Source organism: Sphingomonas sp. GW821-FHT02B09 (genome assembly GCF_059421875.1).
On the sequence record NZ_JBWKVV010000004.1, the window covers coordinates 47,336 to 73,809 of the forward strand.

The window sequence follows — 26,474 nt, forward strand, 5'->3', positions numbered from 1 at the left end:
CGGGTTTGGCATAATACACTGCGTTTTGTCATCCCCGCGCAGGCGGGGATCCAGACGCGCAGGTCTCCAATGGAGCCGCAGCGTCAGCGTCTATGGATCCCCGCCTACGCGGGGATGACGATGGTGGGGAGGGGACCGCGGCCCCCTCCCCCATCAGTCTCAGCCCTCGCTCGACGCGGCGGCCTTCTTCGCACGCGGCTTCTTCGCCGGGGCGTCGGCGGCCTCGGTGCCTTCCGCGGCCTCGGCGGCGACCGGCGACGATTCGGTCACCGCGGTCTCGGCCTCGACCGGCGCGGCGGCCTTCTTGGCGCGCGGCTTCTTGGCGGGCGCTTCGGCACCGGCATCCTCGGCCGGGGTCTCGGTCGCCGCATTGTCGCCCTCGGCGACCGGCTTCTTGGCGGCGGCCTTCTTCGGCTTGGCCTCGCCCGCGGCCTTCTTCGCCTTGGGCTTGTGGTTGTCGTGATCGTGCGTGTGCGTGCCGGTCGCGAAACCGTCCTCGCTCTCGATCGCGGCTTCCAGCTCCTCGCGGGTCGCTTCGCGGTCGGTCACCTCGGCCTTGTCGAACAGGAAGTCGACGACCTTGTCCTCGTACAGCGGCGCGCGCAGCTGGGCGGCCGCCATCGGCTCCTGCTGGACATACTGGATGAAGCGCTGCTGGTCCTCGCCGCGATACTGCTGCGCGGCCTGCGCGATCAACCGGTTCATCTCCTGCTGCGACACCTCGACGCCGTTCGCCTGGCCGATTTCGGACAGCAGCAGACCCAGACGCACGCGGCGCTCGGCGATCTTGCGGTAATCGTCGCGCTCGGCTTCCATCTCGGCGAGCGCTGCGGCGGGATCTTCCTCGTGCGTCGCTTCATGCTCCAGCTGCTGCCAGATCTGCGCGAACTCGGCCTCGACCATCGACGGCGGCACTTCGAAATCGTGACCCTCGGCGAGCTGGTCGAGCAGCTTGCGCTTCATGTGGGTGCGGGTGAGGCCGTTATGCTCCTGCTCGATCTGACCCTTGATCAGGCCGCGCAGCTGCTCGAGGCTCTCGAGCCCGAGGTTCTTGGCGAGATCCTCGTCGATCTTGCTCTCCGCGGCGACCTGAATCTTCTTGACGGTGATCTCGAAGGTCGCGGGCTGGCCGGCGAGCTCCTTGGCGCCGTAATCCTCGGGGAAGGTCACGTTGAGCACCTTCTCCTCGCCGAGCTTCACGCCGACGAGCTGCTCCTCGAAACCGGGGATCAGGCGGCCCGAACCGAGCTCGACGCCCATGTCGGTGCCGGTGCCGCCGTCGAAGGCGACGCCGTCAGCGGTCTTGCCGACGAAATCGACGGTGACGAGGTCGCCGGTCTCGGCGGCCTTGTCGTCGGCGTCATCCCACTTCTTCGACTGGTCGGCGAACTTCTGCAGCTGCTCGTCGACCAGTTCGTCGGCGACGGGCACGGTCAGCCGCTCGAGCTTGAGCGAATCGATCGCCGGTGCCGGGACGGCCGGCAGCACTTCCAGCTCGACGGTGACCGCGGCGTCCTGGCCGGGTGCGTAATCGTCGTTGAGCGCGACCGAGGGCTGCATCGCGGGACGCAGCGCCTTGTCGGCGATTAGCTGCTGCACGCCCTGCTGGATCGCGCTGTTGAGCGCGTCGGCGGCGAGCGATTCACCATGCATCTTGCGCACGAGATTGGCCGGGACCTTGCCGGGGCGGAAGCCGGGCATCTTCACCTGCGGCGCGATGCGCTTCACCTCGGCATCGACCTTGGCATCGATGTCCTTGGCGGTGATGGTCAGCGTGTAGGCACGCTTCAGGCCCTCGTTCAACGTCTCGACAGTCTGCATGTTCGGCCTTCAATCTTGAGAAATCTGACGGAAATTCAATAAGGCTGCCGTCCCGCCCGAAAGCGGCGGGACTGGTGCGGGCGAAGGGACTCGAACCCCCACATCTTGCGATGGCAGGACCTAAACCTGCTGCGTCTACCAATTCCGCCACGCCCGCACAAAGGACCCGCCGTTGGGCGCGCGTCTATACCAGCGTAGCGCCCGGGGGCAAGCGAAGAGGCAACCGGCGCGCACCCGGAACGTTGGGTCATATGAAGGAGAGACCGACATGGCAACCCAGCCCCCACCCGAAACGCCGGCCCCCACCCCGCAACCGGTCCAGCCCGATTCACCGCCGCCCGAGATCCAGACGCCCGCGCCCGACGTCGACGTCCCCTCGCCGACGATCCCCGCCACCGATCCCGGCACATCGCAGCCGGCGGAGATCTGAGCATGAGCACCGATCCCAACGCCCTTCCCGAGGACGCACCGGACAGCAATCCGGACGCCCGTGAGGACGAGCGCAGCGACATCGAACAGGCGGTCGAAGCCCGCGCCGACGCGGTCGCCCGCGGCGAAGGCGGCGAGGAACCCTCGCGCTTTACCGACACCGGCGCCTTCGACGGCAACAGCGGCACCGGCGGCGAGGTCAAGAACCAGGACCTGACGCAACAATGACGAGGCGGCCCTGCGGGGCCGTCTTTTTTGCGGGTTGGCCTTGCCCCATTCCGTCGCCGGATTGGCCTCACCGCACCCCCACCCCGTCCGCCCTGAGCCTGTCGAAGGGCATTGGGACGCAGGACGTTTCGACTAGCCCCGCCACTGGGGCCGTCTAACGGTCGATTGAAACCACGCCGCCAAATTCCTCCCTCGCTTCAGCGGGGGAGGGGGACCGCCCGGCGTAGCCGGGTGGTGGAGGGGGCGTTTCTGCATACGGCCAAGCTGACCGTATCCTCCCCCTCCGTCACCGCTTCGCGGCGCCACCTCCCCCTGGCGGGGGAGGAATTGAAACCCCTCCTATTTCACCCGCCGCGCGGTGAGGATCGTCACCTTGGTCACCGGCACCTCGCCCTTGAACGCGCCGCGCAGCGTTGCGGTCGGCGACACCGGCGCGTCGAAGACCTTCAGGATGGTATCCTGCCCCTCGACGACACGGCCGAACGCCGCATAGCCGAGATTGTCGCCCGGCTTGCTCGGGTCCGCATCGAACGACGGCTGGTCGCCGATGCTGATCGTGAACTCGCCGCGCGCGCTGCCCGGTTCGAACCGCGCGGTCGAGACGGTGAAGTCGGTATGGCGGATGCCGGTCTGCGTCGTCGGCTCATGCTTGATCGGCGGCAGCAGCCGCTTGATCTCGCCATCCGGCCCGAATTGCACGAAGCCGAAATGGTCGCCGATCTTCACCGCGCGATAGAAGTTCACCCCGTCGAGCCGCTTGCCGTCGACATATTTGAGGAAATTGCCTGCGCTGATCGGCGCATGCACAATATCCGCCTCGATCACGAACCGCCCGACGCTGGTCTCCAACGCGACGCGCGGCAGCGCCGGCGTCGGCTGCGGCGCGGGTACCGGCGCGGCCGCAGGCGCAGCCTGTTGCGCCGCCAACGGCACCGCGACGAGGGACAGGGCAAGCGTCGCGACCCGAACGAAACCGATCATCCCTGCTCTCCCAAATTCAGACGAACCGCAACCGCACGTCCCGCCCGAACTCCGCACGGGCGTCCTCGAACACCTGCTCCGCACGCCGCACATAGGCAAGCTCGTCCGCCGGCAGATCGCCGACATGATGGACGATCACCTCGAACGGCGGCACCAGATCGGCGATCCCGCCGCCGAGACAATCGAACAATGCATCCAGATTGCCGCCGACCCACGGCTCCGCGCCGAGCCGCGGCAGCAGCGCGGCGTAGAAGTCCGCCCTGCTCCGCCAGCCGCGCCCGTCGAGCTCGATCGTCGTCACTACGCGGAGGTCAGGCGAGCGCCTTCTTGAGCAGCTCGTTGACCACCGCCGGATTGGCCTTGCCGCCCATCGCCTTCATCGTCTGGCCGACGAAGAAGCCGAACAACGTCTCCTTGCCGCCGCGATATTGCGCGAGCTGGTTGGGGCTCTTGGCGATCACCTCGGCGATCACCGCCTCGATCGCGCCGGTATCGCTGGTCTGCTTGAGGCCACGATCCTCGACGATCTTCGACGGCGCATCGCCCGTCTCCAGCATCACCTCGAACACCTGCTTGGCGAGGCTGCCCGACAGCGTGCCGTCGGCGACCAGCGCCAGCAGCTCGGCGGCCTGCGCCGGCGACACTGGCGAGTCGGCGATATCGCGTCCGGTGCGGTTGAGCGCGCCGAACAGCTCCGACGTCGTCCAGTTCGCCGCCGCGACCGGCTTGGCCCCGGCATCGAGCAACGCGTCGAACCAGCGCGCCGCCTCGACCTCGGCGGTCAGCACGTCCGCCTGATAGGCCGAGATGCCGAGCGATTCGTACCGCTTGCGCTTGGCGTCGGGCAGTTCGGGCAGGCTCGCGCGGCATTCGGCGAGGAACGCCTCCTCCAGTTCGAGCGGCAGCAGATCGGGATCGGGAAAATAACGGTAATCGTGCGCGTCTTCCTTCGAGCGCATCGAGCGGGTGGTGCCGCTCTCGACGTTGAACAACCGCGTCTCCTGGACGATGCGGCCGCCGTCCTCGATCACCTCGACCTGACGCTTCGCCTCATATTCGATCGCCGCCATGACGAAGCGCACCGAATTGACGTTCTTCGTCTCGGTGCGCGTGCCGAGCTCGCCGCCGGGCTTGCGCACGGAGACGTTGACGTCGGCGCGCATCGAGCCCTCTTCCATATTGCCGTCGCACGAGCCGACGTAGCGCAGGATCGCGCGCAGCTTGCGCAGATACGCCCCCGCCTCCGCCGGCGAGCGCATGTCGGGCCGGCTGACGATCTCCATCAGCGCGACGCCCGACCGGTTGAGGTCGACATAGGAGCGCGTCGGATGCTGGTCGTGCATCAGCTTGCCGGCGTCCTGCTCGACATGGATGCGCTCGACGCCGATCGTCTTGGTCGCGTCGGGGTTCTTGTCGTCGGGGCTGATCTCGATCGCGCCCTCGCCGACCAGCGGATGATAGAGCTGGCTGATCTGATAGCCCTGCGGCAGATCGGCGTAGAAGTAATTCTTGCGATCGAACCGCGACCAGCGATTGATCTGCGCGTCGATCGCCATGCCGGTGCGCACCGCTTGGCGGATGCACTCCATGTTCGGCACCGGCAGCATCCCCGGCATCGCCGCATCGACGAGGCTGACCTGCGTGTTCGGCTCCGCCCCGAACGCGGTCGCCGCGCCCGAGAACAATTTGGCGTTGGAGGTGACCTGCGCATGGACCTCGAGGCCGATCACGACCTCCCACTCGCCGGTGGCGCCCTGGATGCGGTAGGTAGAGGCTTCAGTCATATCGGACGCTTCTTTACATATTTCGGCTTGGCGGCGCGAAAGACAACCTGACCAAGATTATTGATGGACCATTCGACACGGCACCCAGCCTTGAGCCCGAGCTTTTTGCGAAGCAATGGATTGATCTGCACCCGACCTTTGTCGTCAATCTTTGATTTCGCCGCAAACAGAAGTTCCACAATGGCCTCCTCTTGTTTTCCGCCGTACCGTCTTCAACAGCTTTGGATCGACCGCCTCTTACCTTATCAGATCCGCATACCAGCTAGAGTTGTCGATATCACCACCACGCCTGCGGCCGCGCGGTGAAGCCCGCCCGCTGCTCGATCGCCAGCCCGGCGTTCAGCACGCCCTGCTCGTCGAGCGGTTTGCCGATAATCTGCAGACCCAGCGGCAGCCCCTGCTTGTCCAGCCCGCCCGGCACGCTCATCGCCGGCAGGCCCGCAAGGCTCGACGGGACGGTGAACACGTCGTTGAGATACATGGCGATCGGATCGGCCGACTTCTCGCCCAGCGCGAACGCCGCCGACGGCGCTGTCGGCGTCAGCAGCACGTCGCACTGTTCGAACGCCCGCTCGAAATCGCGCGCGATCAGCGCCCGCACCTTCTGCGCCTGCGTGTAATACGCGTCGTAGAAGCCCGCCGAGAGCACATAGGTGCCGATCATGATGCGGCGCTTCACCTCCGGCCCGAAGCCGGCGGCGCGGGTCGCGGCATACATGTCCTGCAACCCCGCCCCGCCCCCGGATTCATTGGCGGGCAGCTCGCGCAGGCCGTAACGCACGCCGTCATAGCGCGCGAGGTTGGACGAGGCCTCCGCCGGCGCGATGATGTAATAGGCCGGCAGCGCGTACTTCGTATGCGGCAGCGAGACCTCGACGATCTCGGCGCCCGCATCGCGCAGCCAGTCGATCCCCGCCTGCCACAGCGCCTCGATCTCCTCGGGCATGCCGTCGACGCGATATTCCTTGGGAATACCGACGCGCTTGCCCGCGAGATTGCCCGACAACCCCTGTTCCCAGCGCGGCACGTCGAGCTGGAGCGAGGTCGCGTCCTTGGCGTCGAACCCGGCCATCGCCTCGAGCAGGATCGCGCAGTCGCGCACGTCGCGCGCCATCGGCCCCGCCTGATCGAGCGACGAGGCGAAAGCGATCGTCCCCCAGCGCGAGCAGCGGCCATAGGTCGGTTTGATGCCGCTGATCCCGGTGAACGCCGCCGGCTGGCGGATCGAACCGCCGGTGTCGGTGCCCGTCGCGCCCGGACACAGCCCCGCCGCCACCGCCGACGAACTGCCGCCCGACGAGCCGCCCGGCGCCAGCGGCGCGTCGCTGCCCGGCCGCCGCCACGGCGAGATCACGTTGCCGAACGCGCTGGTCTCGTTCGACGAGCCCATCGCGAACTGGTCCATGTTGAGCTTGCCGAGCATCCCCGCGCCGGCATCCCACAATTTCCGCGAGATCGTCGATTCGTAGGTCGGCACGAAGCCTTCGAGGATATGGCTCGCCGCGGTGGTCGCGACGCCGTTGGTGCAGAACAGGTCCTTCATCCCGATCGGCACGCCGGCGAGCGGCCTCAGCGTCTCGCCCGCCGCGCGCGCGGCATCGGCGGCGCGCGCCGCGGCCAGCGCGTGATCGGGCGTCTCGACGAGGAAGGCGTTCAAGGGCTTGGCCTTCGCCACCTTCACCACGAAGGCGTCGGCAACCTCGACCGCGGAGAAAGCGCCGCTGCGCACCCCGTCGCGCAGGGCGGCGACGCCCAATTCGGTCAGCTCGGCCATTATTCGATCACCTTGGGAACGGTAAAGAAGCCATGCTCCGCCTGGGGAGCATTGGCCATCAGCGCATCGCGGATGCCGCCGCCGGTCAGCGGATCGGCGTTGATCACGTCTTCGCGCAGGCGCAGCTGGTTGGGGATGACCGCGGTCATCGGCTCGACGCCGGCGGTATCCACCCCTTCCAGTTGCTCGATCCAGCCGAGGATGTTGCTGAGTTCGGGGGCGAGGCGCGCGGCATCCTCGTCGGTGATCGCGATGCGCGCGAGCGCGGCGACCTTCTTCACGGTGGCGGTGTCTACGGACATGGCCTTGCGCCTATCAGAGGCGGCTCGGCGGATGCAACCTCCGCTTGCGTGGCCGCGCGCAACCGTATGTTGCCAGTTCGCCGGGGCTCGTCCATCAGGCGGCCTCCCTGCCCTGCCCGGAACCCGCACGCTTGGCCCGCAAATTCCTCTACGTCTTCGCGTTCCTGATCGCGCTCGTCATCGCCGGCGCCTTCGCCTACCGCCTCTACGGCGTCGAGATCCTGCGCATGGCGCTGGTCCCGTCCGAGGCGTTCAGGGCGCAGCCGCGCGTCGACCCGAAGCGCTATGACGATCGCGCGATGTGGATCGCCCGCCCCGACATCCCGGCCAATCCCGCGCTCTGGACCCCCGCCGGCTACACGCCCGAGCCGAGCCCGAAGGCGGCGGTCTTCTTCATCCACCCGACCTCGTACATCGGCCGCGACCATTGGAACGCGACGCTCGACGACGCCGAGACCAATGCGCGCGCCGCGATCTTCCTGCGCGGCCAGGCGAGCGCGTTCAACGCCGCCGGCGAGATCTGGTCGCCGCGCTACCGGCAGGCGACGTTCGGCGCCTTCCTGACCAGCGTCGCCGACGCCAATCGCGCGCTCGACCTCGCTTACGGCGACGTCGCCGCCGCCTTCGCCACCTTCGTCAGGCAGGTCGATCCCAAGCGGCCGATCATCCTCGCCGGCCACAGCCAGGGCGCGCTCCACCTCACCCGCCTGCTCCGCGAACAGATCGCCGGCAAGCCGATCGCAAGGCGCATCGTCGCCGCCTATGTCGTCGGCTGGCCGGTGTCGAAGACCACCGACCTCGCCGCGCTCGGCCTGCCCGCCTGCACCCGCCCCGATCAGGCGCGCTGCCTGCTGTCGTGGGAGAGTTTCGCCGAGCCCGCCGACCCGCAACAGATCACCGACGTCTACGACCAGACGCAGGGGTTCGACGGCCGCCCGCGCCGCGACACGCCGCTCGTCTGCACCAACCCGCTGACCGGCACCGCCGACGCCGTCGCCCCCGCCGCCGCCAACCAGGGCACGCTCTACCCCTCGGCCGATCTCAGCAGCGCGATGATCGCGCCCGGCAAGGTGCCCGCGCGTTGCGGCCCGCGCGGCTTCCTGCTGATCGGCGAGCCGCCCGAGGTCGGCAGCTACGTGCTGCCCGGCAACAATTACCACGTCTACGACTACAGCCTGTTCTGGGCCAACGTCCGCGCCGATGCGCTCCGCCGTCTCGCCGCCTTCGGCGCGAAGCGATGATCACCCCAGACCGCGCCGTCTTCCGCGAAGCGCTGCCGGCGGGCGGCCGCCTGCTCGGCCTCGACCTCGGCAGCAAGACGATCGGCACCGCGCTGTGCGATGCCGGCTGGAGCTTCGCCAGCCCCGCCGAGCTGATCCGCCGCAGCAAGTTCACCAAGGACAAGGCGGCGCTGGTCGCGCTCGCCACCGCGCAGCAGGTGGAGGGGCTGGTGCTCGGCCTCCCGCTCAATCTCGACGGCAGCGAGAGCCCGCGCAGCCAGTCGACCCGCGCCTTCGCGAAGAATTGCGACGACCTCGGCCTGCCGATCCTGCTGTGGGACGAACGCTGGTCGACCGTGGCGGTGGAACGCACGATGATCGAACAGGACATGAGCCGCGCCAAACGCGCCGAGCGGATCGACAACCTCGCCGCGGCGCACATCCTGCAAGCGGCGATCGACGCGCTGGTGATGGTGTAAGGGGTGAGTTGCCGGCCGTCCCGTTACTTGAGCGCGGATCACGATAATCAAAATTACGCGGCACCGTCTTTCCCAAGATGGACAGATGCCGGGGAGGCAATTCCGCTAGACTGTATCAACCGATCCAGTTTTCTACGCGGAGACCTCGAACACGTTGGAACTCCCCGACGTTGGCAGTGACCAACGTTGCGCCGACGGCGTAAGCGTGCGCCGCAATCAACAGGTCGTTCGGACCGATCGGTTTGCCAACAGCTTCCAGTCCGGCACGGATATCCGCGTACTCCGCGTCGGCGGGGACATCGAGGGCCAGAATGTCGATGCTCGCGAGGATGGCCTCCACCTGCGCGCCCAGTCGGGGCGAACCCTTCTTCGCGCATCCGTAGCGCAACTCGGCCGCGGTGATGATGCTAATGCACATCGCATCGCTCCCGTGAGCAGCCACCCGTTCGAAGACCCGGCCTTGAGGGCTGCGCACCAGATCGGACACGATGTTGGTGTCGAGCATATAGCGGGTCCGGCTCATAGATCGATATCCTTGAGCGGCAACAGCGGCGCGTCGAGATCGTCCGGAAAAGCATCGGAAGGATCGAGGGGAGACAGGGACCGAAGCGTGTCGAGCAGGTTGGGCCGGGGTTCCGGCTCGATGATGAGACGATCACCCTCCTTGTGGATCAGGACACGACTGCCGGAAAATTCGAACTCCGCCGGAATGCGGACGGCCTGACTGCGGTTGTTGCGGAACAGCTTCGCTTCGCGAACGTCGCGGCTCGGGGCGGGCTCGGCCATCTCGCAACCTCCATTGCATATGCCATGTATATACCAAAGATGCGGCCATTCTTCAAATGTCGGTACCGCTGCGCTATCGACCGCCGCTGTGGCGCACATCCTGCAAGCGCCGATCGATGCGCTGGTGATACGTCAAGAACGCTGATGACTTGCGAAATGGCCTGTCAGAGCAGGTTCTTCTCGACGACGGCCTTTCTCCGCGGATCGGCAGAAACATCAGCAGCGGATTGGGCTCTTGCCCTCGCGGTACATGACGGTAGCCGTGGTCGGCTTCGATTGAGCGTTTACGGCTATGCTCAAAGAAAATCCGGACGCGTCGCTATAGGTCGAGAAGTGAAACCCGGGACGTTGCTGAACCGCGGAACGATTCAAGCCGGACTTCCTCGCCTGCCGATCATAATGGTCGACGACGTCCTTCAAGGTCGAAGACGTCGAGAAGCTGTACCCCCGATAACAGCCAATGGCTTGATCGCGGAGCAGCAAAGTAACTCCAACGGGCGCCGGAAACTGCGAAGGCCTGGCTAGAACCGGAGATGCGATCACGGCAGCGGTGAGCAGTGCCACCAGTTGATTCGATGTGCCCATCATTTCACTGCCTCCTGTTTCTGCTCGATTGTAACGGCATCTTGAACAACCATACAATCATGGCGCCGCACGTGAAGGGAGAGGAAATCCGCTTCTCGCACATGGATCTGGAGGATTATCATGGCACTTAGTCTGCATCCGTCGCTCGCGGTCCACACCGGCGACTGGCTCAAGACCGAAGTCGTCGAGCCGCACGGCATCACCGTGAAGGCGCTCGCCGAGCACCTCGGCGTGTCGCGTCAGGGACTGAGCAATCTGCTCAACGGCCACGGTGGATTGTCCCCTGATATGGCGCTGCGCTTCGAAAAAGCGTTCGGCATCAAGGCGGATACGCTGCTGCGTATGCAGCTCGCCTACGACCTTGCGCTGGTGCGCGAGCATCAGGATGACATCAAGGTCGAGCGGGTGGCGCAAGCCGCCTGACCGGAGACAGCCGCCGACCCGCACCCCTGTCCTACACCCCACCCCCTCTGCTACACCCTAAACGCTCTTTCGCATCGTGACCCGCATCATCACCAAAACGGAAACGATCAGGCCGGATCGTTTCCGTTCAAGTGTCCATCTTGTCCATGTTGCCCCAATCCCGCCACAATTGGACGGCGACCCCCTCCCCGCTTGCCCCCACCCCGCCTGCGCGCTAACTGGCGCGCTTGATGAACCGTTCGGACCACCGCCCCGCTGCCCTGATCCAGGGTGGCGCCGTCTTCCCGCACCGGCACCTCACCGGCATCGACGGGCTCCAGCCGCATGAGATCGCCTTTCTGCTCGACGAGGCGGAAAGCTGGGTCGCGGCGAACCGCAGCCATGCCGCGCCCGACAAGCGGCTCGCCGGCCTCACCCAGATCAACGCCTTCTTCGAAAACAGCACGCGCACGCTGCTGAGCTTCGAGATCGCCGGCAAGCGGCTCGGCGCCGACGTGGTCAACATGCACGCGGCGCAGTCGAGCGTGAAGAAGGGCGAGACGCTGATCGACACCGCGCAGACGCTCAACGCGATGCGCGCCGACGTCATCGTCATCCGCCATATGGCGAGCGGCGCGGTGCGGCTGATCGCCGACAAGGTCGATTGCCCGGTGCTCAACGCCGGCGACGGCCGCCACGAACATCCGACGCAGGCGTTGCTCGACGCGCTCACCATCCGCCGCCGCAAGGGGTCGATCGCCGGCCAGCGCGTGGTGATCTGCGGCGACGTGCTGCACAGCCGCGTCGCGCGCTCGAACATCCTCGCGCTCACCGCGCTCGCCGCCGAGGTGCGCGTCTGCGCGCCGTCGACGCTGATGCCCGCCGGGATCGAACGGATGGGGGTGACGCCGTTCACCGATTTCGACGCGGCGCTGGTCGGCGCCGACGTGGTGATGATGCTGCGCGTCCAGAACGAGCGGATGGCGGGCGGCTATATCCCGTCGAGCCGCGAATACCGGCTGCGCTACGGGCTGACGCCGGAACGGCTGGCGAGATTGCCGGACGCGCTGGTGATGCATCCGGGGCCGATGAACCGGGGGGTGGAGATCGATTCGGTGGTGGCGGACGGGCCGCAATCGGCGATCACCGAGCAAGTGGAGATGGGCGTGGCGGTGCGGATGGCGTGTCTCGACGTGCTCACCCGGCGCGCGCGCGGCGTGGAGGGCTGGGCATGAGCGTGATCGCCTTCCTCGATGCGCGGCTCGCCTGCCCCGTCGCCGGCGTCGCGCCGGGCGGGCTGCTGGTCCGCGACGGCGTGATCGTCGCGCGTGGCACGTTTGAGCTGCCCGGCGATGCGGTGACGGTCGACTGCGGCGGCAAGCTGCTGGCGCCGGGGATCGTCGATCTCGGCGTGTTCAAGGTCGATCGCGACGCCTGCCGCGCCGGCGGCATCGTCCGCGTCGCATTGATGCCCGACGGCAATCCGGTGCTCGACGATCCCGGCGTCGTCCAGCGCGCGGCGCTGATCGGCAAGCCCGATCTGTGGATCCACCCGATCGCCGCGGCGACGCAGGGCCTCGCCGGCACCGACATGGCGGAGATGGCGATCTGCATCTCGGCCGGCGCGCGCGCGGTGGGCACCGGGCGCGGCTGGATCGCCGACAGCGGCGTGATGCTGCGCGTCCTGTCCTATGCCCGCGACCTCGACATTGCGGTGGTCGCGCATGGCGAGGACGGCGCGCTGACCGCGGGCGCGGTGGCGACCGACGGCGAGACGGCGACACGGCACGGCCTGCCCGCCGCGCCGGCGGTGGCCGAGGCGTTGGCGGTGGCGCGCGACCTGATGCTCGCCGAGGAGAGCGGCGCGCGTCTCCACATCCGCCAGGCGACGACCGCCGCCGCCTTCGACCTGATCCGCGCCGCCAAGCGCCGCGGCGTGCGCGTCACCTGCGGCATCACCCCCGCGCATCTCCATCTGTCGGACATCGCGATGAGCGACTTCCGCACCTACGCCCATCTCTCGCCGCCGCTGCGCAGCGAGGGCGACCGGCAGGCGGCGCGCGCCGCGGTGGCGGACGGGACGATCGACGTCCTGTCCTCGGGCCACGATCCGCACGGGCCGGAGGCGAAGCGCCTCCCCTTCGTCGATTCGGCGGCGGGCATGGCGGGGGCGGAGACGCTGCTGCCGCTCGGGCTGCTGCTGGTGCGTGACGGCGTGCTGCCGCTCGAGCGATTGCTGGCGATGCTGGCGGTCAATCCGGCGCAGGTGCTCGGGCTCGAGACGGGGACGCTGGAGGTCGGCAAGCCCGCCGACCTGATGCTGTTCGATCCCGACACGCCGTGGCAGGTCGACGGCGAGGCCTTCGCCTCGGCGGGCAATACGCCGTTCGACGGCCTGCCCGTTCAGGGCCGGGTGCTCAGGCTGTGGAAGGCCGGCCGCGAGGTCTGATCAGCGCGCCGCCACCTGCACCGGCGCGCGCAGCCATTGCGCGATCCGGTCGCCGGCCTCGCGGCGGACGAAACAGGCGCCGCCCTCGGCGCGATAGCGGCCGCACAGCCGGTCCGCCTCGGCGCGGCTGAATCCGCCCACCGACACGCGGTAGAGCGACCCCTGCGCCGCCGCGACCATCGTCCCGGTCGGCCGCTGCCCGGTCAGTGTTGCGAAGCGCCGCGTCGCCTCGGTCCACCCGGACTTGGCGACCGCGACGTTGCTGTACGCGCCGATCTGCACATACCAGTCGCCTGCAACCGCTGCGGGTACCTTCAGCGCCACCGCCTGCCGTACCGGCGCGACGGCGGCGCGCAGCATCGTCGGCAGCGGCTGCGCCACCTCCTGCGGCGGCGCGAACACGACGCGGGTGAACGGCGAGGCCGGCGCCGGCGTCTCGACCGCGGCGGTGCGTACGGGCGCCTCCTGCGTCGGCACCACCGGTACCGGCGCGTTGAGCGCCAGCGCGACCGGTCGCCCGCCGTCGGCGCCGGCGGTCACGCCGAGCAGGCTCGCCACCTGATCCGACGCCGCGCGCGGCTGCGCGAAGGCCGCCCATTGCTCCAGCCGCGCATCGACATCGGCAGGCGACATATCCGCCGCCGCCGCGACCCGCGCCATCGCCCATTGACCGGCGAGCGCATAGCTCAGCGCCAGATTCTGCCGCAGCTTGGCGTCGGCACCCGGTTCGCGCGCCGCCGCGTTGAGCGTCGCGATCGCCCCGGCCGGATTGCCGGCGAGCGCGGTGGCGAGGCCGAGGTCGCCGACCGGAATGATCGCCGCGTTGCGCGCCAGCGTCGCCTGCGCCGCCGACCAGTCGCCGGTGGCGATCTGGGCCAGCGCGAGGCTCAGCGCCGCCTTGCCGTTGCCCGGCGTCAGTTCCAGCACCTCGGCGAAGGTATCGCGCGCCGACGCGAAGCGCCCCGCCTGCTGATACGCCTGCCCCAGCACCAGCCGATAATCCGCATTGCGCGGCGCCAGCGCCACCGCCGCCTCGGCGCGTTCGATCGCGCTGACGGGATCGCGTTTGGCCAGCGCCCGCGCGGCACCGTCGGCGTGCCGCTCCGCGGTCCGCGCGACGATCCGGTCGTTGCGATCGCTCGCCGCGGCAATCCGCCCGCTGCCGCCGGTACATCCGACCACCGAGCCGCCGAGCACCAGCGCCGACAGGCCGAAGGTCAGGACCAGCCGCGGGGTGGAAGAGATCACGGCGCTCATGCTCCGACCACCCGACGGCCGAAGCCGCCCGTCGCCGGGCGCGGCCCGAAGCCGCCGCCATGCACCGTCGGCACGCTGAACACGGTACGACGAAAATTGGTCTCGAGCCGTCCGGAGATGTAGCTCCACAGCTGCGCGATCTCGGCCGCCGACCGGCCGCCGGGATCGACTTCCATCACCGTGCGGCCGTCGGTCATCGCCGTGGCGTAATCGAGGCGCTGGTGGACGATCACCGGCGCGACGCTGCCATGCTGCGCCAGCGCCACCGCGGCGTCGGCGTTGATCGGCGCGTCGGGCGTCGCGGCGTTGAGGACGAAGATCAGCGGCTTGCCCGCGCGCTGGCACAGGTCGACGGTGGCGCCCACCGCACGCAGATCGTGCGGCGACGGCCGCGTCGGCACGACGACCAGCTCGGCGACGGCGATGACGCTCTGGATCGCGAGCATGTTCGCCGGCGGCGTGTCGATCATCACCAGCTTGACCCCCTGCTGGCGCAGCATTTCCAGATCCGCCTGAAGCCGCGCGACGACGGTCTGCGCGAAGGCAGGATAGGCCGTGGTGCGATCGCCCCACCAGTCGGCCAGCGTACCGTGCGGATCGATGTCGATGAGGACCACCGGGCCGTGCCCGGCGAGCTGGGCCTGCACCGCGAGATGCCCGGACAATGTCGTCTTGCCCGAACCACCCTTTTGCGATGCCATCGCGAGAACGCGCATAGGCCCCCTTCAATCTGTGCCGCCAAATCGTAAGCGAACCTGACAGGACAGCGCTAACAGGCGGTTAATGTAGCGCTTTGCGCGATGTGGCTTTGCCTGCGCGCGCGTCCGGGGCATGATGCGGCCGATATGGTGAAGAGGGTGACGAGGATGCGGAATACCGGTTGGATCGCGGTCGCGCTGCTGGCCTGCCTCGCCGGTGCCGCGCCGGCCGGGGCGCAGGTGGTCAAGGCCGGCGTCGACGCCTGGACCCGCGGCGACTTCGCCGGCGCGGTGGCACAATGGCGCGGCCCGGCGGTCGCGGGTGACGCCGATGCGCAGTTCAACCTCGGCCAGGCATACAAGCTCGGCCGCGGCGTGCCGCTCGATCCGGCACTGGCGGAAAGCTGGTTCCGCAAGGCGGCGCTGCAAGGCCATCCGCAGGCCGAGGACAATTACGGCTTCGCGCTGTTCCAGGCCGGTCGCAAGGCGGAGGCCGCGCCGTGGCTGGAGAAGTCGGTGCGGCGCGGCGAGCCGCGCGGCCAGCTGGTGCTCGGCACGATGCTGTTCAACGGCGACGGCGTGCCCCGCGACTATCCCCGCGCCTATGCGCTGATGACGATGGCGTCACAGGCGGGGCTGAAGTCGGCTTCGGAGACGCTGGCGCAGATGGACCAATATATCACGCCCGCCGACCGTCAGCGCGGCACGGCGCTGGCGCAGCGCTACGCGACCGACCTGCGCGCCGGTCCGCCCGCCGCCGACCGCGGCGGCATGATGGCGGCAGAGGCGACCGCCCCGCGTCGCGGCACCGTTCCGATCGCCACCCCGTCGAAGGCACCGCCGCGCCAGAAACCGGCCCCCGCCGATCTGTCGCCCGACCGCCCGGTCGCCGATCGCATCGTGGCGCATGAGAAACGCCCCGCCCCGCCCCGCCCCGCGGCGGCGCCCGCCGGCGGCGCGTGGAAGATCCAGCTCGGTGCATTCAGCACGCAGGCGAACGCGCAGACGCAATGGTCGCGGGTGCGCGGCAAGCTCGCCGGCGCGCAGCCGGTCTATGCCAAGGCCGGCAATGTGATCCGCCTGCAAGCCAGCGGCTTCGCATCGAAGGCAGCGGCACAGAAAGCATGCGCGGCGACGGGCGTCGCCTGCGTAATCGTCGCCCCCTGACCCGCCTGCATCCCGCGCGATGCGGCGGGCGCTATCCCTCGACCCAGTCGGCGCGCGCATACCCCTGCGCATAAAGCAATGCCGACAGGTCGCCGTGATCGACGCGCGCGCTGGCTGCCGCGGCGACGATCGGCTTGGCGTGATAGGCGACCCCGAGCCCCGCCCGCTTGATCATCGCAAGGTCGTTGGCGCCGTCGCCCACCGCGAGCGACAGCGCGGGATCGATGCCGCGCTCGGCGATCCAGGCGAGCAATGTGTCCTCCTTGGTCGCCGATCCGACGATCGGTTTGGCGACCATGCCGGTCAGCCGGCCGCCCTCGATCAGCAGCACGTTGGCGATCGCGCGATCGAAGCCGATTTCGGCGGCGACGGGGTCGGCGAAGCGGGTGAAGCCGCCCGACACCAGCACCGCCACCGCGCCGTTCGCCCGCATCGTCCGCACCAGCGCCTTCGCGCCCGGCATGATCCGCACCCGCTCGGCGAGACATTGCGCGATGACCGCCTCGTCCAGTCCCGCGAGCAGCGCGACGCGCGCGTCGAGCGCCCCCTCGAAATCCAGTTCGCCGCGCATCGCCGCCTCGGTCACCGCGGCGACGTCCGCCTTGATGCCGGCATAATCCGCGAGCTCGTCGATGCACTCGACGGTGATCATCGTCGAATCCATGTCGGCGACGATCAGCGCCTTGCGCCGCGTCGCGGTCGGCTGGACGATGACGTCGGTGCGGGGCAAGGCGCCCTCCAGCGCCGTGCGCGCGGCCGCCGGATCGGCCGAGAAGACCACGTCCGCCGCCACGCCTTCGTCCAGCCATGCGACGTCGCCGGGGGCGCAACCGGCCGCGGCGAGGCGGTCCATCGCCGCCGACAGGTCGCCTGACCCGAGCGTTTCGCCTATGAGCGTCGCGGTGAACATCGCAGCCTCCAACCCCAAACCAAGGGTCGCGCTCATCGCAGGGCCGACCGCCAGCGGCAAGTCCGCCGCCGCGATCGCGCTCGCGCAGTCGCACGACGGCGTCGTCATCAACGCCGATGCGAGCCAGGTCTATGCCGATCTCGCCGTCCTGACCGCACGCCCGAGCGTCGAAGAGGCCGCCGCGGCGCCGCATCGCCTGTTCGGCCATATCGACGCCGCCGACGCCGGCTATTCCGCCGCACGCTGGGCCGCGGAGGCGCGGAGGGAGATCGCCGCGGCGCATGGCGCGGGCAGATTGCCGATCCTCGTCGGCGGCACGGGCCTGTATCTGCGCACCTTGCTCGACGGCATCGCGCCGGTGCCGGAGATCGACCCCGCGATCCGCGCCGCCGTGCGCGCGCTGCCGGTCGCCGACGCGCATCGGCTGCTGACGATAGAGGATGCCGAGGCCGCCGTGCGCCTCGCCCCTGCCGATACGACGCGGGTCGCCCGCGCGCTCGAAGTGGTCCGGTCCACCGGCCGGCCGCTAGCCGCGTGGCAGCGTGAGCGCGCGGGCGGGATCGGCAATGCGATCGACCTTGCCGCGGCCATTCTGCTGCCCGATCGCGAGACGCTGTTCGCCCGGATCGACGCGCGTTGTGTTGCGATGTTCGATCAGGGCGCCATCGACGAGGTCGCCACGCTGCTCGCCCGCGCGGACCTGCCCGACGATGCGCCGATCCGCCGTGCGATCGGGGTGCCGCCGATATCGGCGCTGCTGGCGGGAACCGCCGACCGCGATACGGCGCTTGCCCGCATACAGCTCGACACCCGGCGCTATGCCAAGCGGCAATATACCTGGTTCCGTAATCAACCGCCGGACGAGTGGTTACGCGAGACACTTTCTAACGGTTTGATTGATTCGATAGCAAGTTTGTTGCGCAAAGAGGGTTGACCCCATCCTGCCGCACCGCTAACCGCACCGCAACATTTTCCGTATACCAACATTTGGAGACAGACCGTGGGCGAAAAGAGCGGAGCAGACATCCTGGTCGAGGCGCTGTGCGATCTCGGCGTGGAGGTCGTGTTCGGCTACCCCGGTGGGGCGGTCTTGCCGATCTACGACGCGATGTTCCGCGCCAATGCGAACGGCGCGCGGCTCAAGCACATCCTCGTCCGCCACGAGCAGGCGGCGACGCATGCCGCGGAGGGTTATGCGCGCTCGACGGGCAAGCCCGGCGTCGTGCTTGTCACCTCGGGGCCGGGCGCGACCAATGCGGTCACCGGCATCACCGACGCGTTGCTCGACTCGATCCCGATGGTCGTCATCACCGGGCAGGTGCCGACCGCGCTGATCGGCACCGACGCCTTCCAGGAGGCGGACACGGTCGGCATCACGCGCCACTGTTCCAAGCACAATTATCTGGTGAAGGACCCGGCGACGCTCGGCGCGACGATCCACGAGGCGTTCCATATCGCGACCTCGGGCCGCCCCGGCCCGGTCGTCGTCGACATTCCCAAGGACGTCCAGGTCGCGACTGCGCGCTACAGCAAGCCCGGCCCGATCCAGCACAAGACCTATCGCCCGCAGGTGAAGGCATCGCAGCCGCAGATCGAGCAGCTCGTCGACATGCTGGCCGCCGCGGAGCGGCCGATCCTCTACACCGGCGGCGGGATCATCAATTCGGGTCCGGCGGCGTCGCAATTGCTGCGCGAGCTGGCGCGGATCACCGGTGCGCCGGTGACCTCGACGCTGATGGGCCTCGGCTGCTTCCCCGCCTCGTCCGACCAGTTCCTCGGCATGCTCGGCATGCACGGGACCTATGAGGCGAACATGGCGATGAACCAGGCCGACCTGATCGTCGCGATCGGCAGCCGCTTCGACGATCGCGTCACCGGCCGGCTCGACGCGTTCAGCCCGAACAGCCGCAAGGTCCATATCGATATCGACCGGTCGAGCGTGAACAAGAACGTCCGCGTCGATCTCGCGATCATCGCCGATGCCGGCCATGCGATGGAGGACATGGTCCGCATCTGGAAGGCGCGCCAGCATCCCAAGCCGGACACGCGCGAATGGTGGAACCGGATCGCCGGCTGGCGTGCGGTGAAGAGCCTGAGCTACCCCGAGACGGGCGAGGCGATCATGCCGCAGCGCGCCGTCCGCGCCTTGTGGGAGGCGACGCATCGCCGCGACCCGATCATCACCACCGAGGTCGGCCAGCACCAGATGTGGGCCGCGCAGCATTTCGGCTTCGAAAAGCCCAACAAATGGCTGACCAGCGGCGGTCTCGGCACGATGGGCTACGGCCTGCCCGCGGCGATCGGCGCGCAGCTCGGCAATCCCAACGCGCTGGTCATCGACATCGCCGGCGAAGCCTCGATCCAGATGAACATCCAGGAGCTCGCCACCGCCTCGCAATACCGGCTTCCGGTCAAGATCTTCATCCTCAACAACGAATATATGGGGATGGTGCGTCAGTGGCAGGAGCTGACCTACGAGAGCCGCTATGCCGAAAGCTATTCGGATTCGCTGCCCGATTTCGTCAGGCTCGGCGAGGCCTATGGCTGGAAGGGCATCCGCATTGAGACGATGGGCGAACTGGACGACGGCATCCAGGCGATGCTCGACCATGACGGGCCGGTGATCGTCGACTGCCGCGTCGCCAAGCTGGCGAACTGCTTCCCGATGATCCCGTCGGGTGCCGCGCATACCGACATGATCCTGCAGGCCAACGAGGTCTCCGGCACCATGGACGACGAGGCCAAGGCGCTGGTCTGACCCGACCAGACCGTCACCCTGGCGAAAACCGGGGTCTCGCGCTGCAAGCGCGCGCTCATAACATAGGGAGACCCCAGCGTTCGCTGGGGTGACGATGCGGATGCACATCAAGACCGAAGCTGCCGAACGCCACACGCTGGCGGTGATCGTCGACAACGAGCCGGGCATCCTCGCCCGGATCGCCGGCCTGTTCACCGCGCGCGGCTATAATATCGAGAGCCTGACCGTCAGCGAGATCACCGCCGACAAGACGGTCAGCCGCATCACGATCGTCACCAGCGCCTCGCCGGCGACGATGGAACAGATCATCGCGCAGCTCGACCGGCTAGTGCCCGTCCACAAGGTCACCGACCTCACCGCGCAGGGCGCGCACGTCGAACGCGAGCTGGCGCTGGTCAAGGTTGCCGGCACCGGCGACCACCGGATCGAGGCGCTGCGCCTCGCCGATGTCTATCGCGCCCGCGTGGTCGATGCGACGACGACCAGCTTCGTCTTCGAGGTGACCGGCGCGATCGAGAAGATCGACAAGTTCGTCGAACTGATGGGCGAGGTCGGCCTGATCGAGGTCGCCCGCACCGGCATCGTCGCCATCGCCCGCGGCCGCGAGGCGGCCTGAGTTTTACCCCCCACCCGTCACCCACGGTGACGAAAGGAAGAAGCATGAAAGTCTATTACGATCGCGACGCCGATCTGAACCTGATCACCGACAAGAAGATCGCCATCATCGGCTATGGCTCGCAGGGCCATGCGCATGCTCAGAACCTGCGCGACAGCGGCGTCAAGGACGTAGCCATCGCGCTACGCGAGGGCTCGGCGACCGCCAAGAAGGCGATCGACGCCGGCTTCGCGGTGAAGTCGAACAAGGAAGCGGCGCAATGGGCGGACATCGTCATGATCCTCGCCCCCGACGAGCATCAGGCGGCGATCTGGGATGCGGACCTGAAGGGCAATATGAAGCCCGGTGCGGCGCTCGCCTTCGCGCACGGCCTCAACGTGCATTTCGGCCTGATCGAACCGCCCGCGGACATCGACGTCATCATGATCGCGCCCAAGGGCCCGGGCCACACCGTCCGCAGCGAATATGTCCGCGGCGGCGGCGTGCCCTGCCTGATCGCAATCCATCAGGACGCCAGCGGCAACGCGCATGACGTCGCGCTCGCTTATGCCAGCGGCGTCGGCGGCGGCCGTTCGGGGATCATCGAGACCAACTTCCGCGAGGAATGCGAGACCGACCTGTTCGGCGAGCAGGCGGTGCTGTGCGGCGGCATCACCCATCTGATCCAGGCGGGCTTCGAGACGCTCACCGAGGCGGGCTACGCGCCCGAGATGGCCTATTTCGAGTGCCTGCACGAGACCAAGCTGATCGTCGACCTGCTGTATGAGGGCGGCATCGCCAACATGCGCTATTCGATCAGCAACACCGCCGAATATGGCGACATCACCACCGGCCCGCGGATCATCACCGACGAGACCAAGAAGGAGATGAAGCGCGTGCTCGCTGACATCCAGTCGGGCCGCTTCGTCAAGAACTTCGTCCTCGACAACCGCGCCGGCCAGCCCGAGCTGAAGGCGGCGCGCAAGCAGGCCGCGGCGCATCCGATCGAGAAGGTCGGCACCGAACTGCGCGCGATGATGCCGTGGATCGGCGCCAACAAGCTGGTCGACAAGGACAAGAACTGACCCATGATCGTCATCCCGGCGGAGGCCGGGACCCATGGTCACGATGGTGTCGGCGTTGTGCGAAACCTCGACCGCGCCGCAACCATGGGTCCCGGCTTTCGCCGGGATGACGAAAGTTTGTGTCGATCAGATCACCAACGATCCGTTTCGGCTTTGCCTCTTCCGATTGTCACAAACCCATGGTTTAACCTCCGAAACAACCTTCGGAGCTTCCCCCATGCGTCTCATCCTCGCCGCCGTGCTCGCAACGGCCGCCGTCCCCGCCGTCGCCCAGATCATCCCGACCGCGCCGGGCCAGCCCGGCCAGCCGAGCGCAAAGGTCTCCGCCGGCACCTATCAGGTCGATCCCGCCCACACGCAGGTGTCGTGGGAGGTCAACCACATGGGCTTCTCGATGCTCCAGGGCATGTTCGGCGCCTCGACCGGCTCGATCACGATCGATCCCGCCAAGCCCGCCGCCGCCAAGGTCGACGTGACCTTCCAGATCGCCGAGCTCGCCGTCACCGCCGCGCCGTTCGCCAAGCACCTCCAGTCGCCCGACTTCTTCGACGCCGCCAAATATCCGACCGCGCGCTTCGTCTCGACCGGCGTGACCCCGCGCGGTGGCAACAAGGCGACGATCACCGGCAATCTGACGATCAAGGACCAGACCAAGCCGGTGACGATCGACGCGACCTTCGTCGGTGCAGGCGCCAACCCGATGAGCAAGAAGCTCAACTTCGGCTTCAACGGCACCGCGACGATCAAGCGCAGCGACTTCGGCGTCGGCGCCTATGCCCCGGTCGTGTCGGACGAGGTCAAGCTCCACATCCACGCCGCCTTCGCCGCGCAATAACCGGTCAGGCCGCGCGCCGCACCTTGGCGAACCCCGCGAACGTCGCCCGCACCGCCGGGTCGGCGTTCGCGGTGAGCCTGCCAATCCGCTCCAGCGGATCGCCGCCGTCCTCGCCCGGCGCCTGATAGGCCATCGCCCATTCGCCGAACTCGCGCTGCTCGATGCTGCGGTTCGACAGCACCACCAGCGCGTGATGCCGGCCGTCCGCCTGGATACGCGCGAACGTGGCGTCGACCGTGGCGTCGTCGCCTTCCAGCGCCTGAAGGAAGCGCTTGCCGTCGAAGAATAGCAGGCCCGTCACCCGCGCCCGCGCATTGTTGCGCCGCGACTGGGCGAGGATCACCGCCGGATCGACCTCCGCCGGTTTCCGCACGCTGCTGATATAGACGAGCTGACGCATTCCAAGCCCTTCAAAACATATGTTAATGTGAGACTTTTCCGCCTCTCTGCCGGCTAGACCGGTGAGGCTTAACGGAGCGTCAACGCCAATTTGGCGCCGCTCGGCGGTGGACAAGTCCGTCCGCCTCGGCCATGACCCGCATCGACATGGACCGCACGACCCCTCTTCTGCGACTTATCCGCCCTTAGGGCGGCGGTTGCTCGTGCACGCCTCCCTAAGGGCCGGATAACGCTTCAGCGCCACCCAGCCGCGTCCGACGATCAGCGTCCGCGGCGCCACAGACGGGACCGATACATGCTCCGCGATCCTTCGACAAAATACCGCCCTTTCCCGACCATCGACCTGCCCGACCGGCAATGGCCGTCGCGCGTCATCACCCAGGCGCCGCGCTGGCTGTCGACCGACCTGCGCGACGGCAATCAGGCGCTGATCGACCCGATGGACGCCGAGAAGAAGACGCGGTTGTTCGACCTGCTCGTCAAGGTGGGCCTCAAGGAAATCGAGGTCGGCTTTCCCTCGGCGGGGGCGACGGAGTTCGATTTCATCAGCGGGCTGGTGAAGACCGGCCGCATCCCCGACGACGTGTTCGTCCAGGTGCTCACCCAGTCGCGCCGCGACCTGATTGAGACGAGTTTCGCCAGCCTCGACGGCGCAAAACAGGCGATCGTCCACCTCTACAATGCGGTGTCGCCGGCGTGGCGCAAGATCGTGTTCGGCATGACCCGCAACGAGGTGAAGCGGATCGCGATCGAGGGCGTCAAGGTGCTGCGCGACGAGGCGGCGAAACGCCCCGACACCGACTGGCGGTTCGAATACAGCCCCGAGACCTTCTCGACCGCCGAGCTCGATTTCTCGCTCGAAGTCTGCGCGGCGGTGATGGACGTGCTCCAGCCGACGGCCGACAAGCCGATCATCTTCAATCTGCCAGCGACGGTCGAGTGCGCGACGCCCAACGTCTATGCCGACCAGATCGAATGGTTCGGCCGCAACATCCCCAATCGCGACGCGGTGGTGATCTCGCTCCACACCCACAACGACCGCGGCACGGGCGTCGCCGCGGCGGAGCTGGGGCTGATGGCGGGCGCCGATCGCGTCGAGGGCTGCCTGCTCGGCAATGGCGAGCGTACCGGCAATTGCGACCTCGTGACCGTCGCGCTCAACATGTACACGCAGGGCGTGTCGCCGGGCCTCGACCTGTCGGACATCGACGGCATCGTCAACACGATCAACTATTGCACCAATATCCCGGTGCATCCGCGCACGCCCTATGCCGGCGATCTGGTGTTCACCGCTTTCTCGGGCAGCCATCAGGACGCGATCAAGAAGGGCTTCGCGGCGCAATCGGCGCGCAACGACGAATTGTGGGAAGTCCCCTATCTGCCGATCGATCCGGCCGACCTCGGCCGCAGCTACGAGGCGGTGATCCGCGTCAATTCGCAAAGCGGCAAGGGCGGCGTCGCCTGGGTGATCGAGCAGGACAAGGGGCTGAAGCTGCCCAAGCGCCTGCAGGCGGATTTCAGCCGTCACGTCCAGGCGCTCGCCGACGAGACGAGCCGCGAACTCGGTGCCGCCGACATCTGGGGCCGATTCGAGGCGACCTATCTGCCGCGCGACGACGACCGGTTCGTGTTGCGCGATTACGAGGAGAGCGGCAGCGCGGGCGACCGGCTGTTCGTCGGCCGCGTCGCGGTCGACGGCGAGGAACGGTCGATTTCGGGCCGCGGCAACGGGCTGATCTCGGGCGTGATCGCCGCGCTCGGCGAGACCGGGCCGGACCTCGACGTGGTCGATTACAGCGAACATGCGATCGGCCATGGCGCCGATGCGCAGGCCGCCGCCTATGTCGAATGCCGCACCGCGGACGGACGCACCGTGTTCGGCGTCGGCGTGGACACCGACATCGCAACCGCGAGCGTGCGTGCGGTGCTGAGCGCCGCCAACCGGGCCTGATCGCGAACTCGCCCGCGTGGAGCCAGCGCGGGCGGTGTTGGACGACATGGACAAGATGGACACCTTAACGGAAACGATTCAGCCCGATCGTTTCCGTTTCTGCACCCATCGCATCGCCGAGTCGCGTGTCGGTTGCGGCGGAGGATCGCCTGTCGCCGAAATATATCGTTCGACATCAAGCCGATGAGAAAGAGCCGAGGAGGATATTAGCCGCGGCGCGGCCTGTAGGACAGGCCTAGATTGCTTGTCTCGCATGGTGCGTTAGTCTGGTGCGGGTCCGAAGGTCTTGCTGCTGGAGAAACACATCATGCTGATGATCGTCGCGCTGGCGCTCGCAACGCCGCAGGTCTGTACCGATGTGGCGAAGGTCTGCCGCGCGTGCACCGCCAAGGACGGCAAGACGGTGTGTTCGGACATCGGCATCGCCTGCCAGCCGAAGCTGCGCATTTGCCGGCCGCACAAGGTGCCGGAGACGCGAGCCACGCCCCGGCCCGCGCGTTGAGGGAGAGCGGATATGCGCGTCCTGCCGCTGATCCTCTCCATTCTTCTGCTGGGCGCCGCACCGGCCGACGTGCCGGTGGGCCAGTTCCACGAGTGGCGGTCGTTCAAGAAGCTGTCGCTCGACTTCACCTCGGGCGGCGTGACCGTGCACGTCGCGCCCTTGCCCTGCCCTGCGAAGCCCGTCGGCGATACCTCATGTCGATGGGACGGCTTTAACAATCAGGGGTCGGTAACGGTGAGTGCGCCGGGGATCCGCCCGCTGACGGTGACGACCGATCGGCAGAGTGAATATGCACGCATCGCAGTCGTGCGCTTCGAGCCGCACGACCCGCGCCCCGGCGTGATCGTCGAGAGCCAATCTGGAGGCTCCGGCGGCGAGTTGACCGTGCAATTGTTGCTGCCGGTCGGCGATGGCTATCGCACCGTGCCGATGGTGCGACGGGGTGGCGGCATTCTGGAAGGGCAGATCGCCGATTTTCCCATTGATCGGTCGGGGGACGGCCGGATCGATCTGATCCTGGAAGACGCAGTGTTCGATACGACGTTCGGCTGCAACGCCTGCACGCCGCGCCCGCCGCAGATATTCGCGGTGATCGGGGGCGTGCCGACGGACGTGAGCGACGATCCGGCGCTGCGCAGCGTCTTCGCGGCGGACATGAAGCGATTGGCACCGAGGTGCTTTTCCGACGAGCCGGATCGCAACGGTAGCTGCGCCGCCTATGTCGCGGATGCCGCGCGCGCCGGGCAGTTCGCGGCGGCCTGAGCGGCGATGCTGCGTCACTACGAACATGGCAAGGACGTTCGGCAATTCTGCGACTCGCACGGCTCGGCGGAACAGCATTACGCCTGCAAGCCCGGGCATGAGACGCGATATCGCGACTTTCCGGAGTCGCTGCGGGCGTTCCTGATCCGTGCCGGGTATCTCCAGCGGCGTGGCGCGACCGTCACCGCATCGTGATGACGATGGTGCTGGCTTTGAGGCTCGGCGGATCGCCCCGGACTTGTTCGAGACCTTTGCAAAGACCTCGGTCGCCGGTGACTCAACGCCGTGCTCCTGCGAACGCAGGAGCCCAGAGCC

General features: G+C 67.9%; 31 protein-coding genes and 1 tRNA gene. 17 read left to right on the plus strand and 15 right to left on the minus strand.

Translation table 11 applies throughout. The annotated features are described in order from the left end of the window. Positions 1-159: 159 nt before the first annotated feature. Positions 160-1,821 carry a trigger factor gene (gene tig / locus AC07U4_RS16830; protein ID WP_038661838.1) on the minus strand — a complete coding sequence of 554 codons (1,662 nt, stop codon included), beginning with the start codon at positions 1,819-1,821 and terminating at the stop codon, positions 160-162. 72 nt (positions 1,822-1,893) lie between these two features. After that, positions 1,894-1,978 (minus strand) — tRNA-Leu (locus tag AC07U4_RS16835). Positions 1,979-2,089: 111 nt separating this feature from the next. Between AC07U4_RS16835 and AC07U4_RS16840 the strand changes: the two genes are divergently transcribed. Continuing rightward, the gene (locus tag AC07U4_RS16840) at positions 2,090-2,251 is read left to right on the plus strand and encodes a hypothetical protein (RefSeq protein WP_169742536.1); all 162 of its coding nucleotides are present in this window, start codon (positions 2,090-2,092) and stop codon (positions 2,249-2,251) included. A gap of 2 nt (positions 2,252-2,253) precedes the next feature. Next, on the plus strand, positions 2,254-2,478 hold the full coding sequence (locus tag AC07U4_RS16845) for a hypothetical protein (RefSeq protein ID WP_038661840.1): 225 nt from the start codon (positions 2,254-2,256) through the stop codon (positions 2,476-2,478). 339 nt (positions 2,479-2,817) lie between these two features. On the opposite strand, the gene AC07U4_RS16850 is transcribed toward AC07U4_RS16845, so the two are convergent. The 6 genes from AC07U4_RS16850 to gatC form a co-directional block, all read right to left on the minus strand. Then, a complete protein-coding gene (locus AC07U4_RS16850) occupies positions 2,818-3,459 on the minus strand; it encodes a peptidylprolyl isomerase (RefSeq protein WP_495196213.1) in 642 nt (213 codons plus the stop codon). Between the two features lie 16 nt (positions 3,460-3,475). Next, positions 3,476-3,760, minus strand: coding sequence for a barstar family protein (locus tag AC07U4_RS16855; RefSeq protein ID WP_495196214.1), 285 nt, complete (start codon positions 3,758-3,760; stop codon positions 3,476-3,478). 10 nt (positions 3,761-3,770) lie between these two features. Beyond that, on the minus strand, positions 3,771-5,243 hold the full coding sequence (gatB, locus tag AC07U4_RS16860; protein WP_495196215.1) for an Asp-tRNA(Asn)/Glu-tRNA(Gln) amidotransferase subunit GatB: 1,473 nt from the start codon (positions 5,241-5,243) through the stop codon (positions 3,771-3,773). Then, positions 5,240-5,422 carry an AbrB/MazE/SpoVT family DNA-binding domain-containing protein gene (locus AC07U4_RS16865; protein WP_495196216.1) on the minus strand — a complete coding sequence of 61 codons (183 nt, stop codon included), beginning with the start codon at positions 5,420-5,422 and terminating at the stop codon, positions 5,240-5,242. The genes gatB and AC07U4_RS16865 overlap by 4 nt, the downstream gene beginning before the upstream one ends. A 98-nt stretch (positions 5,423-5,520) precedes the next feature. Beyond that, positions 5,521-7,017 (minus strand): Asp-tRNA(Asn)/Glu-tRNA(Gln) amidotransferase subunit GatA, encoded by a 1,497-nt coding sequence (gatA, locus tag AC07U4_RS16870; RefSeq protein ID WP_495196217.1) that lies wholly within the window; start codon positions 7,015-7,017, stop codon positions 5,521-5,523. Then, positions 7,017-7,319 carry an Asp-tRNA(Asn)/Glu-tRNA(Gln) amidotransferase subunit GatC gene (gatC, locus tag AC07U4_RS16875; RefSeq protein ID WP_495196218.1) on the minus strand — a complete coding sequence of 101 codons (303 nt, stop codon included), beginning with the start codon at positions 7,317-7,319 and terminating at the stop codon, positions 7,017-7,019. The genes gatA and gatC overlap by 1 nt, the downstream gene beginning before the upstream one ends. A gap of 131 nt (positions 7,320-7,450) precedes the next feature. On the opposite strand from gatC, the gene AC07U4_RS16880 reads away from it, so the two are divergent. Together AC07U4_RS16880 and ruvX are read left to right on the plus strand one after the other, a co-directional pair. After that, entirely contained in the window at positions 7,451-8,560 is a 1,110-nt protein-coding gene (locus AC07U4_RS16880) for a DUF3089 domain-containing protein (RefSeq protein WP_495196219.1), read from the plus strand. Then, on the plus strand, positions 8,557-9,018 hold the full coding sequence (gene ruvX, locus AC07U4_RS16885; RefSeq protein ID WP_495196220.1) for a Holliday junction resolvase RuvX: 462 nt from the start codon (positions 8,557-8,559) through the stop codon (positions 9,016-9,018). The genes AC07U4_RS16880 and ruvX overlap by 4 nt, the downstream gene beginning before the upstream one ends. 115 nt (positions 9,019-9,133) lie before the next feature. Here ruvX and AC07U4_RS16890 read toward each other — a convergent pair whose 3' ends face one another. The 3 genes from AC07U4_RS16890 to AC07U4_RS16900 all read right to left on the minus strand — a co-directional run bounded on the left by AC07U4_RS16890 (position 9,134) and on the right by AC07U4_RS16900 (position 10,392). Then, complete coding sequence (locus AC07U4_RS16890) at positions 9,134-9,541, minus strand: type II toxin-antitoxin system VapC family toxin (protein WP_495196221.1); 408 nt, start codon at positions 9,539-9,541, stop codon at positions 9,134-9,136. Further along, positions 9,538-9,804, minus strand: coding sequence for an antitoxin (locus tag AC07U4_RS16895; protein WP_495196222.1), 267 nt, complete (start codon positions 9,802-9,804; stop codon positions 9,538-9,540). The genes AC07U4_RS16890 and AC07U4_RS16895 overlap by 4 nt, the downstream gene beginning before the upstream one ends. A 216-nt stretch (positions 9,805-10,020) precedes the next feature. Next, entirely contained in the window at positions 10,021-10,392 is a 372-nt protein-coding gene (locus tag AC07U4_RS16900) for a hypothetical protein (protein WP_495196223.1), read from the minus strand. Positions 10,393-10,509: 117 nt separating this feature from the next. Here AC07U4_RS16900 and AC07U4_RS16905 point away from each other — a divergent pair, with 117 nt between their 5' ends. From AC07U4_RS16905 to AC07U4_RS16915, 3 genes are all read left to right on the plus strand, one after another. After that, entirely contained in the window at positions 10,510-10,812 is a 303-nt protein-coding gene (locus AC07U4_RS16905; protein ID WP_495196224.1) for a HigA family addiction module antitoxin, read from the plus strand. A gap of 230 nt (positions 10,813-11,042) precedes the next feature. Then, positions 11,043-12,026 carry an aspartate carbamoyltransferase catalytic subunit gene (locus tag AC07U4_RS16910; RefSeq protein ID WP_495196225.1) on the plus strand — a complete coding sequence of 328 codons (984 nt, stop codon included), beginning with the start codon at positions 11,043-11,045 and terminating at the stop codon, positions 12,024-12,026. Continuing rightward, positions 12,023-13,240 (plus strand): dihydroorotase, encoded by a 1,218-nt coding sequence (locus AC07U4_RS16915; protein ID WP_495196226.1) that lies wholly within the window; start codon positions 12,023-12,025, stop codon positions 13,238-13,240. The genes AC07U4_RS16910 and AC07U4_RS16915 overlap by 4 nt, the downstream gene beginning before the upstream one ends. Here AC07U4_RS16915 and AC07U4_RS16920 read toward each other — a convergent pair whose 3' ends face one another. Together AC07U4_RS16920 and AC07U4_RS16925 are read right to left on the minus strand one after the other, a co-directional pair. Further along, positions 13,241-14,488 (minus strand): SPOR domain-containing protein, encoded by a 1,248-nt coding sequence (locus tag AC07U4_RS16920; protein ID WP_495196227.1) that lies wholly within the window; start codon positions 14,486-14,488, stop codon positions 13,241-13,243. It lies immediately after the preceding gene. 5 nt (positions 14,489-14,493) lie between these two features. Beyond that, positions 14,494-15,213, minus strand: a complete 720-nt coding sequence (locus AC07U4_RS16925; RefSeq protein ID WP_038661875.1) for an AAA family ATPase — start codon at positions 15,211-15,213, stop codon at positions 14,494-14,496. A 150-nt stretch (positions 15,214-15,363) separates the two neighbouring features. On the opposite strand from AC07U4_RS16925, the gene AC07U4_RS16930 reads away from it, so the two are divergent. Beyond that, positions 15,364-16,362: an SPOR domain-containing protein gene (locus tag AC07U4_RS16930; protein WP_495196228.1), complete on the plus strand. Its 999-nt coding sequence runs from the start codon at positions 15,364-15,366 to the stop codon at positions 16,360-16,362. A gap of 31 nt (positions 16,363-16,393) precedes the next feature. Here AC07U4_RS16930 and serB read toward each other — a convergent pair whose 3' ends face one another. Beyond that, positions 16,394-17,272, minus strand: coding sequence for a phosphoserine phosphatase SerB (serB, locus tag AC07U4_RS16935; protein WP_038661881.1), 879 nt, complete (start codon positions 17,270-17,272; stop codon positions 16,394-16,396). On the opposite strand from serB, the gene miaA reads away from it, so the two are divergent. The 5 genes from miaA to AC07U4_RS16960 all read left to right on the plus strand — a co-directional run bounded on the left by miaA (position 17,271) and on the right by AC07U4_RS16960 (position 22,545). Then, positions 17,271-18,206 carry a tRNA (adenosine(37)-N6)-dimethylallyltransferase MiaA gene (miaA, locus tag AC07U4_RS16940; protein ID WP_495196370.1) on the plus strand — a complete coding sequence of 312 codons (936 nt, stop codon included), beginning with the start codon at positions 17,271-17,273 and terminating at the stop codon, positions 18,204-18,206. The genes serB and miaA overlap by 2 nt on opposite strands. Before the next feature lie 66 nt (positions 18,207-18,272). Then, the gene (ilvB, locus tag AC07U4_RS16945) at positions 18,273-20,030 is read left to right on the plus strand and encodes a biosynthetic-type acetolactate synthase large subunit (RefSeq protein ID WP_495196229.1); all 1,758 of its coding nucleotides are present in this window, start codon (positions 18,273-18,275) and stop codon (positions 20,028-20,030) included. A 100-nt stretch (positions 20,031-20,130) separates the two neighbouring features. After that, positions 20,131-20,646, plus strand: a complete 516-nt coding sequence (gene ilvN, locus AC07U4_RS16950; RefSeq protein WP_038666951.1) for an acetolactate synthase small subunit — start codon at positions 20,131-20,133, stop codon at positions 20,644-20,646. A 44-nt stretch (positions 20,647-20,690) separates the two neighbouring features. Further along, on the plus strand, positions 20,691-21,710 hold the full coding sequence (gene ilvC / locus AC07U4_RS16955) for a ketol-acid reductoisomerase (protein ID WP_137897661.1): 1,020 nt from the start codon (positions 20,691-20,693) through the stop codon (positions 21,708-21,710). Positions 21,711-21,927: 217 nt separating this feature from the next. After that, positions 21,928-22,545, plus strand: coding sequence for a YceI family protein (locus AC07U4_RS16960; RefSeq protein WP_495196230.1), 618 nt, complete (start codon positions 21,928-21,930; stop codon positions 22,543-22,545). A 4-nt stretch (positions 22,546-22,549) separates the two neighbouring features. Here AC07U4_RS16960 and AC07U4_RS16965 read toward each other — a convergent pair whose 3' ends face one another. Next, positions 22,550-22,945 (minus strand): BLUF domain-containing protein, encoded by a 396-nt coding sequence (locus AC07U4_RS16965; protein WP_038661894.1) that lies wholly within the window; start codon positions 22,943-22,945, stop codon positions 22,550-22,552. A gap of 294 nt (positions 22,946-23,239) precedes the next feature. Between AC07U4_RS16965 and leuA the strand changes: the two genes are divergently transcribed. From leuA to AC07U4_RS16985, 4 genes are all read left to right on the plus strand, one after another. Then, a complete protein-coding gene (gene leuA, locus AC07U4_RS16970) occupies positions 23,240-24,895 on the plus strand; it encodes a 2-isopropylmalate synthase (protein ID WP_495196231.1) in 1,656 nt (551 codons plus the stop codon). A 307-nt stretch (positions 24,896-25,202) separates the two neighbouring features. After that, positions 25,203-25,397 (plus strand): hypothetical protein, encoded by a 195-nt coding sequence (locus tag AC07U4_RS16975; protein ID WP_495180832.1) that lies wholly within the window; start codon positions 25,203-25,205, stop codon positions 25,395-25,397. Between the two features lie 12 nt (positions 25,398-25,409). After that, complete coding sequence (locus tag AC07U4_RS16980; protein WP_495196232.1) at positions 25,410-26,159, plus strand: hypothetical protein; 750 nt, start codon at positions 25,410-25,412, stop codon at positions 26,157-26,159. 6 nt (positions 26,160-26,165) lie between these two features. Beyond that, on the plus strand, positions 26,166-26,354 hold the full coding sequence (locus tag AC07U4_RS16985; protein ID WP_495196233.1) for a hypothetical protein: 189 nt from the start codon (positions 26,166-26,168) through the stop codon (positions 26,352-26,354). The last annotated feature ends 120 nt before the right edge of the window (positions 26,355-26,474 follow it).

Excerpts from the sequence above, each read along its gene's own strand:
- tig (WP_038661838.1), bottom strand. The coding sequence starts at position 1,821 with ATGCAGACTGTCGAGACGTTGAACGAGGGCCTGAAGCGTGCCTACACG.
- AC07U4_RS16840 (WP_169742536.1), top strand. The coding sequence starts at position 2,090 with ATGGCAACCCAGCCCCCACCCGAAACGCCGGCCCCCACCCCGCAACCG.
- AC07U4_RS16845 (WP_038661840.1), top strand. The coding sequence starts at position 2,254 with ATGAGCACCGATCCCAACGCCCTTCCCGAGGACGCACCGGACAGCAAT.
- AC07U4_RS16850 (WP_495196213.1), bottom strand. The coding sequence starts at position 3,459 with ATGATCGGTTTCGTTCGGGTCGCGACGCTTGCCCTGTCCCTCGTCGCG.
- gatB (WP_495196215.1), bottom strand. The coding sequence starts at position 5,243 with ATGACTGAAGCCTCTACCTACCGCATCCAGGGCGCCACCGGCGAGTGG.
- gatA (WP_495196217.1), bottom strand. The coding sequence starts at position 7,017 with ATGGCCGAGCTGACCGAATTGGGCGTCGCCGCCCTGCGCGACGGGGTG.
- gatC (WP_495196218.1), bottom strand. The coding sequence starts at position 7,319 with ATGTCCGTAGACACCGCCACCGTGAAGAAGGTCGCCGCGCTCGCGCGC.
- ruvX (WP_495196220.1), top strand. The coding sequence starts at position 8,557 with ATGATCACCCCAGACCGCGCCGTCTTCCGCGAAGCGCTGCCGGCGGGC.
- AC07U4_RS16890 (WP_495196221.1), bottom strand. The coding sequence starts at position 9,541 with ATGAGCCGGACCCGCTATATGCTCGACACCAACATCGTGTCCGATCTG.
- AC07U4_RS16895 (WP_495196222.1), bottom strand. The coding sequence starts at position 9,804 with ATGGCCGAGCCCGCCCCGAGCCGCGACGTTCGCGAAGCGAAGCTGTTC.
- AC07U4_RS16900 (WP_495196223.1), bottom strand. The coding sequence starts at position 10,392 with ATGATGGGCACATCGAATCAACTGGTGGCACTGCTCACCGCTGCCGTG.
- AC07U4_RS16905 (WP_495196224.1), top strand. The coding sequence starts at position 10,510 with ATGGCACTTAGTCTGCATCCGTCGCTCGCGGTCCACACCGGCGACTGG.
- AC07U4_RS16910 (WP_495196225.1), top strand. The coding sequence starts at position 11,043 with ATGAACCGTTCGGACCACCGCCCCGCTGCCCTGATCCAGGGTGGCGCC.
- AC07U4_RS16915 (WP_495196226.1), top strand. The coding sequence starts at position 12,023 with ATGAGCGTGATCGCCTTCCTCGATGCGCGGCTCGCCTGCCCCGTCGCC.
- AC07U4_RS16925 (WP_038661875.1), bottom strand. The coding sequence starts at position 15,213 with ATGCGCGTTCTCGCGATGGCATCGCAAAAGGGTGGTTCGGGCAAGACG.
- AC07U4_RS16930 (WP_495196228.1), top strand. The coding sequence starts at position 15,364 with ATGCGGAATACCGGTTGGATCGCGGTCGCGCTGCTGGCCTGCCTCGCC.
- serB (WP_038661881.1), bottom strand. The coding sequence starts at position 17,272 with ATGTTCACCGCGACGCTCATAGGCGAAACGCTCGGGTCAGGCGACCTG.
- ilvN (WP_038666951.1), top strand. The coding sequence starts at position 20,131 with ATGCACATCAAGACCGAAGCTGCCGAACGCCACACGCTGGCGGTGATC.
- ilvC (WP_137897661.1), top strand. The coding sequence starts at position 20,691 with ATGAAAGTCTATTACGATCGCGACGCCGATCTGAACCTGATCACCGAC.
- AC07U4_RS16960 (WP_495196230.1), top strand. The coding sequence starts at position 21,928 with ATGCGTCTCATCCTCGCCGCCGTGCTCGCAACGGCCGCCGTCCCCGCC.
- AC07U4_RS16965 (WP_038661894.1), bottom strand. The coding sequence starts at position 22,945 with ATGCGTCAGCTCGTCTATATCAGCAGCGTGCGGAAACCGGCGGAGGTC.
- leuA (WP_495196231.1), top strand. The coding sequence starts at position 23,240 with ATGCTCCGCGATCCTTCGACAAAATACCGCCCTTTCCCGACCATCGAC.
- AC07U4_RS16975 (WP_495180832.1), top strand. The coding sequence starts at position 25,203 with ATGCTGATGATCGTCGCGCTGGCGCTCGCAACGCCGCAGGTCTGTACC.
- AC07U4_RS16980 (WP_495196232.1), top strand. The coding sequence starts at position 25,410 with ATGCGCGTCCTGCCGCTGATCCTCTCCATTCTTCTGCTGGGCGCCGCA.
- AC07U4_RS16985 (WP_495196233.1), top strand. The coding sequence starts at position 26,166 with ATGCTGCGTCACTACGAACATGGCAAGGACGTTCGGCAATTCTGCGAC.